The organism is Streptomyces sp. V3I7 (assembly GCF_030817495.1).
In the GTDB taxonomy this organism is placed as follows: Bacteria; Actinomycetota; Actinomycetes; order Streptomycetales; family Streptomycetaceae; genus Streptomyces.
Genome location: NZ_JAUSZK010000001.1, coordinates 1,011,692 through 1,023,363, shown reverse-complemented (window position 1 = coordinate 1,023,363; position 11,672 = coordinate 1,011,692). Strand labels below are relative to the sequence as shown.

Genomic DNA, 11,672 nt, shown 5'->3' with positions numbered 1-11,672 from the left:
AACCGTGCCCCCGTCGGTTCGCCACCGGGTGATCGCCCGGCGACCGCCTTGGTCCAATCGCAGTGCCGCGGAACGGAGTTGCAGGTGCGCGAGGCAATCGCTCGAAGGTCGCACCGAGGGCATCGTACCTGCGCGGTGTACGCGCGCCGAAGGGGTGTCGCACAGGCCGTTCGACGAGGTGGGAGCAGACGGGGCGCATCCGGCGCGGTGACCGAGGGTGAGCGAATCAGCGCGTATGGCGTCCACGGAACGGCTTCAGGACAGAACGAAGCCCCCGGTCACGGGGGAACAACCGGGGGCCTCGCGCTGATGGGCGGCTCCGAATGGCCGCACATTGAGAACGTAAGTCCTGTACGGCCCCCCGGTCAAGCAGAGTTGAGGCACTCGGAGAAGTTCCCGCGCAAGGGCATTCACACGTTCACCACACTGCGGGCGGTTCGTCACGGTGCGTGACATCGCGGACCGGTCCGGTGGACGCGCCGGGTCCCGGCAGCACCTCGTACCCCTCCTGTGACTGCAGCACCAGAAGATCCGCGTACGGCCGCGAGGGGTCCTCGGCGAAGTGCCGGCGCTCCGCCTCGACCCATCCGGCCCAGAAGTCCCGCTGTTCCGCCCCGTCCCGCCGGCGCCCGCGCGTCCAGGACTCCTCGTGCGGCAGTTCCATCCACAGCAGCCGCGCCAGATGTGGACGCAGCGCCCGGCGCCCGGCGCCGACCCCTTCGATCAGGACCACGGGCGCGGGCGGCAGGGCGCGGGGCTCGCCGAATCGGCGGGCACGCCAGTCGTAGGGCAAGTAGGAGGCGCTCTCGCCGCGGGCGAGCGGCTCGATCACCTGGGCCAGCAGGCGCCCCGTCCAGCCGAAGAGTTCGTCGTGGCTGGCGACGTCGTCCAGGTGCAGCAGCGGTGCCCCACCGAGGGTGGCGCTCAGCCGGGCGGCGAACGTGGACTTCCCGGAACCGGCGTGCCCGTCGACGCCGATGAGCCGGACCGGTCCGCAGGACGGCGGAAGCCCGCGCAGGAGGGAGGCGAGGGTGTGAATGGCGATTCCTGGGCTGTGGTGCGGTGTGCTGGGCTGTGGTGCGGTGTGGGCTGTTTTCCTGAAACATTCTAGTAGTGGCCCATAGTGGACGGGCGGCGGGCCCAATGAAACGTGCCCCGTTGAACTTCCCGGCGCCCCGCGGGGATTCGTCCGGCATATATTCCGAATCGGCTGACCGATATGTCGAAATCGGCGTTCCCGGTGTGCCTCGCGCTGAGTAAGGTGCCTCCTGCACATCTGTGATGAGTGGTGCGGACGGACAGGGGACGATGGCCGCGGAGTTTTTCGAGGGGCAGTATGTGTGGCATCCCGCCGCCGACGACCGTGTCCTGGCAAAGGCGTGTGTCGACGTGCGCGCCGGGCGATATCTGACCGCGGGTGAACTCCTGGTCGAGACGCGCACCGACTTCGGCCTGCGCGCCCACCGCTCCCTGGTCCTCGCCTCCGAGGCCGCCGACACCGACCTCGTCGAGCGCTGGCTGGCCGAGGAGCCGACGCCCGAGTCGGCGCTGATGTGGGCGCGGGTGGCCGTGCTGCGGGCGGTGCGCGCCGCGGACGCCCACGACGAGCGGGCCGAGGCGCTGGAGCGCATCGCGCTGTCCGCCTGCACCCGGGCCGCCAACCTGGCACCCGCGGACCCCACTCCCTGGGTCGCCAAGCTGTCCATGGCGCGGCTGCACCGGCTGCGCGACCCCGCCCCCAGCGGGCTGCTCACCGCTCCGCCCGGGCCCTGGCGGCTGTTCGCGCACATCCTCACGCTCGACCCGTGGAACCGCGAGGCCCACCACCGCTTCCTGTCCTTCTTCTTCACCCGGGCACGGTGGCTCCGCCAACGCCGCCTGGGACGTGGCCGCGTTCCTCAGCCAGCGGGCGCCCGCCGACTCGCCCCTCAGGCTGCTGCCGCTGGTGGCCCTGGTCGAGAGCTACAACCCCTCCCAACTGCTCGCCAACCGCGTCTGGGAGGAGCCGCAGTGGCGCTCCGCCGCGCTCGCGATCTACCACAACTGGCTGCCCGTGGTGGCCGGTTACCGCTTCACCCCGGTGCTCGACCTGGCCTACCTCGCGCACGCGCTCGTCATGGCGCAGCGCGAGTTCGAGGCCAGGGCCGTCTTCGCGGCGATGGGCCGGTACGCCTCGCGCATGCCCTGGAGCGTCTTCGGCGACCCCGCCGAGCAGCTCTCCCGGGCCCGGCGCGCGTGCGGGCTGCCCGTGCCGGGAGGCGCCTGACGTCCTGCTCATCCCTTATCGAGAGAAAGGTCGATCTGTGTCGGAACGGATATCGGCTCCACGGGACAAGGCCCGTGCGGGAGCGGATGCGGTCATGCTGGACGACGACGCGACATTGCACGCGATGGGTTATCCGCGGAAACTCACGCGGAGATTCAAGGCGTTCGACAATTTCGCCATCTCGTTCACCATCATCAACGTCCTGTCGGGTATTTTCTCCAGCTTCGGCTTCGGTATGAACGCGGGCGGTCCCCGCATTCTGATATTCGGCTGGATCGGCGTTTCCGTCATGGTGCTGCTCATCGGCGCGGCCATGGCGGAGGTCGCGTCCGCGTATCCGACGAGCGGTGCCCTGTATTTCTCCGCCGGCAAACTCGCCAAGCGGAACAAGGGCGCCTGGTCCTGGTACACGGGCTGGCTGAACTTCGTCGGCCAGATCGGCGGTACGGCCGCCACGGGGTACGCCGCGGCCACCTTCATCCAGGCATTCGTCGCCCTCCAGTGGCCCTCCTACGAGCCGACCGCACACCAGACGGTGCTGATCACGGCCCTGATCATCGTGCTCCAGGGGCTCGCCAACACCTACAGCGTCCGGCTCGTCGCCATCCTCAACCGGATTTCCGTGTGGTGGCTGCTGATCGGACTCGTGGTGATCGTGACGGCACTGGTCGTGATGCCGGAGCACCACCAGTCGGCGTCCTTCGCCACGCATTTCGTGAACAACACCGGCTTCACGAACGGACTTTACGGCGGGATGCTCGGTCTCCTGGTGACCAGCTGGACGTTCACGGGCTTCGACGGCAGCTTCCACATGTCGGAGGAAACGGTCCAGGCGACGGTCAACGCGCCGAAGGGGATCACCCGCGCCATCGGTTATTCGGCGATCACGGGTCTGATCCTGATGCTCGCACTGGTCTACAGCATCGGCGACTACGGCCATGTGGCGAGCGCTTCCGCTCCGCCCGTCCAGATTCTCATCGACGGACTCGGCCTGGGCTGGGCGAAGGCGATGCTGTTGATCGTGATCGGCGCGATGCTGTTCTGCGGTCTCGCCAACCTCACCAGCAACACCCGGCAGATCTTCGCCTTCTCCCGTGACGGCGCCATGCCCGGCTCCCGCTGGTGGCACTCGGTCTCCTCGCGCACCCGTACGCCGGTCAAGGCGGTCTGGCTCGCGGTGGCGTGCTCCCTCGCCCTCGTGGTCCCGGGCTGGTGGTCCCACACGGCGTTCACCGCCATCGTCAGCGTCAACGTCGTCGGACTGTTCCTCGCCTACGCCGTCCCGGTCTTCCTGCGCCTGCGGCTCGGCGCCGACTTCCAGCCGGGCCCCTGGCACCTGGGCCGCTGGGGCCGCCCGATCGGCTGGCTCGCGGTGACCTGGATCCTCCTGAGCAGCGTCCTGTTCATGCTGCCCCAGGCCTCCCCGATCACCGTCGACTCCTTCAACTACGCCCCGATCGCCCTGGCCGCGGTCCTGCTCATCGCCACCGTCTGGTGGTTCGCCACGGCCCGCCGCCGCTTCCAGGGCCCGGTGAGCTACGGCCGCCCGGACGAGGTCGCGGCGATGGACCTGATCTGAGGGTGGGGGAGGGGCCGTGCGACACGCCCTCGGTCAGGGTGGGCGAGCTGCGCCCGACCCCGGCCGGGCGTGTCGCACGGCCCTGACCAGTCGCGGGGGAGTGCTCGAGTGGCTCCTACTGCCCGAGGGGCCGCGCCTGGAGCTCTCGGTCGGGGCTGTCGGCCTTGAGGCCCTTGACACATACGGGAGTTGAGCGCGCGGTCCGCTTCGCGCAGCCCGCGCTCGTGCCCCCCCTGGTTGTGCCACGGCGCCGTTGCAGGGTCCGCCTCGGCACGGCGCCGGGCTCGTGTCCCGGTCCGATCGGGGGGGGGCTTTCGGCGTGGCTCCGGCTGCCTGAGGGGCCGCCTGGAGCCCCTGGCCGGGGCGCTCGGCCTGCCGGCCTTGGTCACGTACGGGAGTTGAGTGCTCGGTCGCCCCCGAAGTCCGCGGTCGTGGTCGAGCCACCGGCTTGTGCCACGGCGCCGTTGCAAGGGCCTGCTCGGCGCGGCGCCGGGCTCGTGTCCCGGTCCGGCCGGGGGTGTGGCCGCGGGAGCGAGGTCCGTACGGGCCGCCCGAGGCCTTGTGCCGTACGCGCGTCCGGCGCCCGGAATCGGGCGAGCGCCGTGCGGTCGCGAGTGGGGCGCGCGTCAGGGTGCCCCGGTCCAGGCAGCGTTACGGCCCCGCCCAGACAGTCGTCGGCGTCCGCCTCGACGCGCGCCGCCTGAGCCGAGTCGCGCTCCCAGCCTCCGCCCCCCTCCTAACTCGGCGGCCGAACACCCTCCGCCGACCCCCGAACCAGCCCCACCCCGAAGCACACACCCCCCACGTTCACAGGACGAGACCAATATTCGTGGGCGTGCCCTGGGTCGAAGTGCTGGCAGGGGCATGCCGCCTGTTCCATAGTTGGCGCACAGCCGCACTGGACCGACTCGGACACCTGGGGGTCTTCCGCCCATGAGCAGAGCTCAACAGCCCTCCCGCAGAACCATTCTGGCCGCCGCGGTCGCCGTGGCGGTGGCCTCGGGGACGGTTCCGGCGCTCGCCGCGCCGGCCGCGTCCGCCGATGCCGACGGCGCCACGCCGGACCGCCCCGTGGACTACCGCGCCTGGACGACGTACACCGACTGGCGCTCGGGCGCCGAGGAGGGGACGCTCGCCGTCGCCGGCTCCCGTCCCGGGCTCGTGCTCGCCACCCCCGCCGGCACCACCGACTACACGGACCCGCACACCGGCACCACCGCCGCCTGGGAGTACGCCACATGGACCTCGCCGGTCCATCACCTCCGCGTGCCCGCCACCGAGGTGATCGCGTCCTGGAACGCGGACACCCCGGCCGGCACCTGGCTCCAGGTCGAGCTGCAGGGGACGTACACCGACGGCACGGACACCCCCTGGTACGTGATGGGCCGCTGGGCCGCCGGTGACGAGGACATCAAGCGGACCTCGGTGGATGACCAGAGCGACGGCAAGAGCACCGTCTGGACGGACACCTTCGCCATCGACGACGCCTCCACCGGCCTGCGCCTGCTGTCGTACCGGCTGCGCCTCACCCTCCACCGCAGGCCCGGCACCCGGCTCACCCCCACCGTCTGGCGGCTCGGCGCCATGGGCTCCGACATCCCCGACCGCTTCACCGTGCCGGCCTCCACCCCGGGCCTCGCCCACGAGCTGACCGTCCCGCGCTACTCGCAGGAGATCCACAAGGGCCAGTACCCGCAGTACGACGGCGGCGGCGAGGCCTGGTGCAGCCCCACCTCCTCGCAGATGATCATCGAGTACTGGGGCGGCCGGCTCACCCCCGAGCAGCTGTCCTGGGTCGACCCGAGCTACGCCGACCCGCAGGTGGACCACGCAGCCCGCTCCACGTACGACTACCAGTACTCCGGCTGCGGCAACTGGCCCTTCAACGCGGCCTACGCGGCCACCTTCCCGGGCCTCCAGGGCATCGTCACCCGGTTGAGCTCGCTCACCGACCTGGAGACGCTGATCGCCGCCGGCATCCCGGCCATAACGTCCCAGTCCTTCCTCAAGACCGAGCTCACCGGGGCCGGTTACGGCACCTCGGGCCACCTGATGACGGTGATCGGCTTCACCGCCGAGGGCGACGTGATCGCCAACGACCCGGCCTCGCCGGACGATCCGGCGGTGCGGCGCGTCTACCTGCGGCGGGAGTGGGAGAACATCTGGCTCCGCACCAAGCGGTACGACGCGAACGGCAAGGTCAGAGGCGGTACCGGCGGCGTCTGCTACCTGTACTTCCCGGCCCGCCCGACTCCCCTGCAGCGCAAGGCACTTGCGGCGGTGGGCGTGCGCTGACCCGGATCCCGGCGGCCCCCGCCTGCACGGGGGCCGCCCGCCCGGCCGCGCGGTGGCGTTCTGCCATACTGCGGGCATCCCGCCGCTGCCGAGACCAGGGTCCAGCTTGAACACCACTCACCAGCCCGGCGTCGTCCGGCCCCGCAGGCGCGGCACCGACCGCTCCGAGGCGCGCCGTGCCGAACTCATCGCCGTCGGCCGGAAGTTGTCGCCGACACCTCGTACGACGCCCTGTCCATGGACGACATCGCCCGGCAGGCACACGTCGCCAAGGGGCTGATCTACTACTACTTCCACTCCAAGCGCGGCTACTACCTGGCGATCGTCCAGGACGCCGTCGAGGACCTGGTCACCTTCGCCGCCGGGGGCCTGGACCTCCCGGCTGTGGACCGCCTGCACCGCACCATCGACGGCTATCTCCGCTACGCCGAGCACCACCAGGCCGCCTACCGCACCATCGTCAGCGGCGGCGTCGGCTTCGACGCCGAGGTGCAGGCCATCCGCGACGGGGTGCGCGAGGCGATCGTCGCCACCATCGCCGACGGGGCGTACGGCCGCAGCGACATCGCCCCGCTCGCCCGCATGGGACTGCTCGCCTGGGTCTGCGGCGTCGAGGGCGCCACCCTCGACTGGCTGGCCCGCCCCGGCCTCGACCGCGACGTGATGCGCGAACTGCTGGCGAAGACGCTCGGCGGAGCCCTGCGCGCCATCGAGGAGCTGGACCCCGCCTACCGGGCCCCGCAGGCCGCCCGCCGCGACGGCTGAGCCGCCCCGCGCACCCTTGTTGAAGGCCCCGCGAACCCCGCTGGCCGCGCGGCACACCCGCGCATCGTGGGAGGCCCGGAAGCCCCACCTTTCACCCGCCTGGAACCCTCCTGTGGATTTCCTGAAGTAAGCGGTCGTTAACTGGTGACGGGAGGCCCCCGATCGGGCATACTCACAGCGCACAGCCGCTGGTCAGCAGCTTCCGCGACCCGGAAGTGCTCTCCTCGGCCGGCTCCAGAAGGACCAGGCGGCGCCGCCCCACCCCGGTGTACGTCCGCCGATGTGCCCGACTCAGGGAGGAGACCGTCGCCATGTCCGACCGCGCCCCGCAGCCGGTGGAGCGTGAGCTGCCCACCGACGAGGCCAGGGACCTGATCTCGCTCGTCCGCGACATCGCCCAGCACGAGATCGCCCCGAAGGCGGCCGCCGAGGAGGACGCCGGGCACTTCCCGCGCGAGGTCTTCACTCTCCTGTCGGAGTCCGGACTGCTCGGCCTCCCCTACGACTCCGAGTACGGCGGCGGCGAGCAGCCGTACGAGGTCTACCTCCAGGTTCTCGAGGAACTCGCCGCGGCCCGCCTCACCGTCGGCCTCGGCGTCAGCGTGCACACCCTCGCCTCCTACGGCCTCGCCACCTACGGCACCAAGCAGCAGCAGGTCGAGCACCTGCCCGCCATGCTCGGCGGCGGCCTGCTCGGCGCGTACTGCCTGTCCGAGCCGTCCTCCGGCTCGGACGCCGCCTCGTTGCGCACCAAGGCCGTGCGGGACGGCGACGAGTGGGTGATCACCGGCACCAAGGCCTGGATCACGCATGGTGGCATCGCCGACTTCTACACCGTCATGGCGCGCACCGGCGAGGACGGCCCGCGCGGGATCACCGCGTTCCTGGTCCCCGGTGACGCCGAGGGCCTGAGCGCCGCCGCCCCCGAGAAGAAGATGGGCATGAAGGGCTCGCCCACCGCGCAGGTCCACTTCGACGGCGTGCGCGTGTCCGACGAGCGGCGCCTCGGTGAGGAGGGGCAGGGCTTCGCCATCGCCCTCTCCGCGCTCGACTCGGGCCGGCTCGGCATCGCCGCCTGCGCGATCGGCGTGGCCCAGGCCGCGCTGAACGAGGCGGTCGCCTACGCCGCCGGCCGGCAGCAGTTCGGGCACCCGATCTCCGACTTCCAGGGCCTGCGCTTCATGCTCGCCGACATGGCGACCCAGATAGAGGCGGGCCGGGCGCTGTACCTCGCGGCCGCCCGGCTGCGCGACGCCGGCCGGCCGTTCGCCAAGCTGGCGGCCATGGCCAAGCTGCACTGCACCGACACGGCGATGAAGGTGACCACCGACGCCGTCCAGGTCCTCGGCGGCTACGGCTACACCGCCGACTTCCCCGTCGAGCGCTACATGCGCGAGGCCAAGGTCCTGCAGATCGTCGAGGGCACCAACCAGATCCAGCGGATGGTCATCGCCCGTCACCTGGCGGGGCCTGAGGGCCGCTGATCCGGCCGAGGCTGACCGGAAGGGCCGCCAGCCTGACCCACTCGGGGTCGTGGCGGCCCGGCAGCGTACGGCCACGGTCGGCCCAGGTGCGCATCATGTCGCGGTAGATCGGCGGGTCCTGCGGCTGCGGCGGCGGAACCGATCCTGCGGGCGATCCTGTGGGAGAGGGGACGAAGAGCCGGCGCTGACGCCCGGTGGCCGAGTACGTGGGGCTCATGCCTGGGCAACGCGCACCCGGCCGCGGAGGTCACCGATCCACTGAATCGGCCGTACGTTCGGCGGTGGGTTCGGCGCGCCCCGAAGGGGCGCGGGGGCCGGCTTCGCGGAAGTGCTACGCCGCCTGGCGGCGCATCGTCGGGACGCGCATCGGGCGCGAGCCCGGGCCGCCGACGTGGGAGAAGGGCTGCGTACGCCAGTCGAGCTCCTGGGGGAGCGTCAGCAGGAGCGCGGTGTCCTGCTCCTGCGGCTCGTACGACTCGTCCGCCGAACGGGCCTCGGTGGCCGCGCGGCCCGTACCGGCGCACACGGTGAGACCGAAGGGGTTCCACGGGGAGGCGCACAGCGCGTGCTCGGGCAGGGCCTCCTCGTCTGCCAGGAGGGCGATGGGCTGGGCGCAGTCCGGGCAGATCACCCGGTACATCTCGAAGGTGTCGTAGGCGTCGAGAGGCTCGGCCTCGAAAGCGTCGGATTCGACGCCCTCCGGCTCGGCCTCGACGGCCAGGTACTGCCGCTTGGCAGACGGACGACCAGGGCGCTTAAGACTGTTCATGGGATTCTCCCCCTCGGGCTGGGCCGTGAAGGCGCTGCGGCCTCGACCACACCAAGCACTTCCCGTCCGGTCTCCGCCGTAACCGCGAGAGCATCACGGAGCGAGCCCGAGCGATGTGGCGTTCGTCACATGCCGGTCGCAGGCGCCGGGTGCGGCTGATTTGTCCCCCGGGCCGGGGTGTCTCCGCGCCCCGCATCGCGCGAACCGGGGCATGACCTGGGTCGCCCGCGTCGCTCGGGTATCCGCGGGGATCACGCACGCTGTAGGTTTTGGCGCCATGGAGGAGCTGGACCGTCAAATCGTGCAGCTGCTCGTCAAGGACGGGCGGATGAGCTACACAGATCTGGGCAAGGCCACGGGCCTGTCCACGTCGGCCGTGCACCAGCGGGTGCGCCGGCTGGAACAGCGTGGTGTCATCCGCGGGTACGCCGCGGTCGTCGACCCCGAGGCCGTGGGGCTGCCGCTGACCGCGTTCATCTCGGTGAAACCCTTCGACCCCAGCGCCCCCGACGACATCGCGGACCGCCTCGCCGGCGTCCCCGAGATCGAGGCGTGCCACAGCGTCGCGGGCGACGAGAACTACATCCTCAAGGTGCGCGTGGCCACCCCGCACGAACTCGAGGAGCTCCTGGCCCGACTGCGGTCGCTGGCCGGGGTCTCCACCCGTACGACGGTGGTCCTGTCCACGCCGTACGAGGCGCGCCCGCCGAGGCTCTGAACCGCCCGCGACGCTGACCCGGGTGACCCTCGCGCGCGGGCGCGCGAGAGACTGTCGGGCATGAGTGAGCGTCCCGCCGAACCGAAGACCGTCCTCCTGCGCCGGGGTGAGGTCCACAGCCCCGCCGACCCCTTCGCCACCGCGATGGTCGTCGAGCGCGGCCGGGTCGCCTGGGTCGGCTCCGAGGGGGCCGCGGACGCCTTCGCGGACGGCGTCGACGAGGTCGTCGACCTTGACGGCGCCCTGGTCACCCCGGCCTTCACCGACGCCCATGTGCACACCACGTCCACGGGCCTCGCGCTGACCGGCCTCGACCTGTCCGCCGCGCCCACCCTGGAGGCCGCCCTCGCCCTCGTACGGGACTTCGCCGCCGCCCGCCCGGGCGACCGGGTGCTGCTCGGCCACGGCTGGGACGCCGCCCGCTGGCCCGGCGGACGTCTGCCCACGCGCGCGGAGCTCGACGCGGCCACCGGCGGACGCCCGCTGTACCTCTCCCGTATCGACGTCCACTCGGCGGTCGTGACCACGGCCCTGCTGGACCTGGTCCCGGGTGGCATCACGCGCGAGGACGGCCCGCTCACCCGCGACGACCACCACGCCGTCCGCGCCGCCGCGTTCGCCGCAGTCACGCCCGCCCAGCGCACCGAGGCCCAGCGCGCCGCCCTCGCTCGGGCGGCCTCGCTCGGCATCGGGTCGGTCCACGAGTGCGGCGGCCCGAAGATCTCCTCCGAGGACGACTTCACCGGACTGCTGCGGCTCGCCGCCGAGGTGGACGGACCCCGGGTGACCGGCTACTGGGCCGAGCAGGGCGACGAAGGTGTGGCCAGGGCCCGGGAGCTCGGCGCGCTGGGCGCCGCGGGCGACCTGTTCGTCGACGGCGCCCTCGGCTCGCACACCGCCTGCCTCCACCAGCCCTACGCCGACGCCGGCCACACCGGTGCCGCCTACCTGGACGCGGCCGGCGTCGCCGCCCATGTCGTCGCCTGCACCGAGGCGGGGATCCAGGCGGGCTTCCACGCGATCGGCGACGCCGCGGTGACCGCCGTCGTCGAGGGCGTGCGCGCCGCCGCCGAGAAGGTCGGCGTCGACCGGGTCCGCGCCGCCCGGCACCGCGTCGAGCACGCCGAGATGCTCACCGCCGAGACCGTCGCTGCGTTCGCCGAGCTCGGTCTGACCGCCTCCGTCCAGCCCGCCTTCGACGCGCTGTGGGGCGGCGAGGACGGCATGTACGTCCAGCGCCTGGGTGCGGAGCGGGCCCGCACGCTGAACCCCTTCGCGGCCCTGCTGCGGGCCGGCGTTCCGCTCGCCTTCGGCTCCGACAGCCCGGTCACCCCGCTCGACCCGTGGGGCACCGTGCGCGCCGCCGCCTTCCACCGCACGCCCGAGCACCGCGTCTCCGTGCGCGCCGCGTTCACCGCGCACACGCGCGGCGGCTGGCGGGCCATCGGCCGGGACGACGCGGGTCTCCTGGTGCCCGGCGCGCCCGCGGACTACGCCGTGTGGCGTACCGACGCGCTCGTCGTCCAGGCCCCCGACGACCGGGTCGCACGCTGGTCGACCGACCCCCGCTCCGGCACGCCCGGCCTGCCCGACCTGACCCCGGGCCACGACCTGCCGGTCTGCCTGCGTACCGTGGTCGGCGGGCGGACGGTGTTCGTACGGCCGGGCGAGTGATCTACCGTGGCGTCGCGCCGTTGATCATCCGTCCCACGACCTGTGTCACTTCTGCCCTGACCAGGCATTCGAGCACGTTTACGCAGCTCAGGTGACTGTTGACAGCCGACGGCGGGTGGCCG

Annotated in this window: 8 protein-coding genes and 2 pseudogenes; 7 read left to right on the top strand and 3 right to left on the bottom strand. The window is 72.1% G+C overall.

The features are described from left to right. Window positions 1–418: 418 nt before the first annotated feature. The gene (locus tag QFZ74_RS04865) at window positions 419–1,039 is read right to left on the bottom strand and encodes a uridine kinase (RefSeq protein ID WP_307624046.1); all 621 of its coding nucleotides are present in this window, start codon (window positions 1,037–1,039) and stop codon (window positions 419–421) included. 269 nt (window positions 1,040–1,308) lie between these two features. On the opposite strand from QFZ74_RS04865, the pseudogene QFZ74_RS04860 reads away from it, so the two are divergent. From QFZ74_RS04860 to QFZ74_RS04840, 5 genes and pseudogenes are all read left to right on the top strand, one after another. Then, window positions 1,309–2,266 (top strand): annotated as a pseudogene (locus QFZ74_RS04860) (hypothetical protein). Window positions 2,267–2,360: 94 nt separating this feature from the next. Next, window positions 2,361–3,845: an amino acid permease gene (locus QFZ74_RS04855; protein WP_307619535.1), complete on the top strand. Its 1,485-nt coding sequence runs from the start codon at window positions 2,361–2,363 to the stop codon at window positions 3,843–3,845. Window positions 3,846–4,778: 933 nt separating this feature from the next. Then, window positions 4,779–6,140 (top strand): peptidase C39 family protein, encoded by a 1,362-nt coding sequence (locus QFZ74_RS04850; protein ID WP_307619534.1) that lies wholly within the window; start codon window positions 4,779–4,781, stop codon window positions 6,138–6,140. Between the two features lie 106 nt (window positions 6,141–6,246). Continuing rightward, window positions 6,247–6,905, top strand: a pseudogene (locus tag QFZ74_RS04845) (TetR/AcrR family transcriptional regulator). A 311-nt stretch (window positions 6,906–7,216) separates the two neighbouring features. Further along, the gene (locus QFZ74_RS04840) at window positions 7,217–8,389 is read left to right on the top strand and encodes an acyl-CoA dehydrogenase family protein (protein WP_307619533.1); all 1,173 of its coding nucleotides are present in this window, start codon (window positions 7,217–7,219) and stop codon (window positions 8,387–8,389) included. Here QFZ74_RS04840 and QFZ74_RS04835 read toward each other — a convergent pair. Both QFZ74_RS04835 and QFZ74_RS04830 read right to left on the bottom strand, forming a co-directional pair. Continuing rightward, window positions 8,352–8,606, bottom strand: coding sequence for a hypothetical protein (locus QFZ74_RS04835; RefSeq protein WP_307619532.1), 255 nt, complete (start codon window positions 8,604–8,606; stop codon window positions 8,352–8,354). The genes QFZ74_RS04840 and QFZ74_RS04835 overlap by 38 nt on opposite strands. Window positions 8,607–8,720: 114 nt before the next feature. Continuing rightward, complete coding sequence (locus QFZ74_RS04830; RefSeq protein WP_307619531.1) at window positions 8,721–9,158, bottom strand: hypothetical protein; 438 nt, start codon at window positions 9,156–9,158, stop codon at window positions 8,721–8,723. A gap of 277 nt (window positions 9,159–9,435) precedes the next feature. Here QFZ74_RS04830 and QFZ74_RS04825 point away from each other — a divergent pair, with 277 nt between their 5' ends. Next, the gene (locus tag QFZ74_RS04825) at window positions 9,436–9,876 is read left to right on the top strand and encodes an Lrp/AsnC family transcriptional regulator (RefSeq protein WP_307619530.1); all 441 of its coding nucleotides are present in this window, start codon (window positions 9,436–9,438) and stop codon (window positions 9,874–9,876) included. A gap of 60 nt (window positions 9,877–9,936) precedes the next feature. Then, the gene (locus tag QFZ74_RS04820; protein ID WP_307619529.1) at window positions 9,937–11,550 is read left to right on the top strand and encodes an amidohydrolase; all 1,614 of its coding nucleotides are present in this window, start codon (window positions 9,937–9,939) and stop codon (window positions 11,548–11,550) included. The last annotated feature ends 122 nt before the right edge of the window (window positions 11,551–11,672 follow it).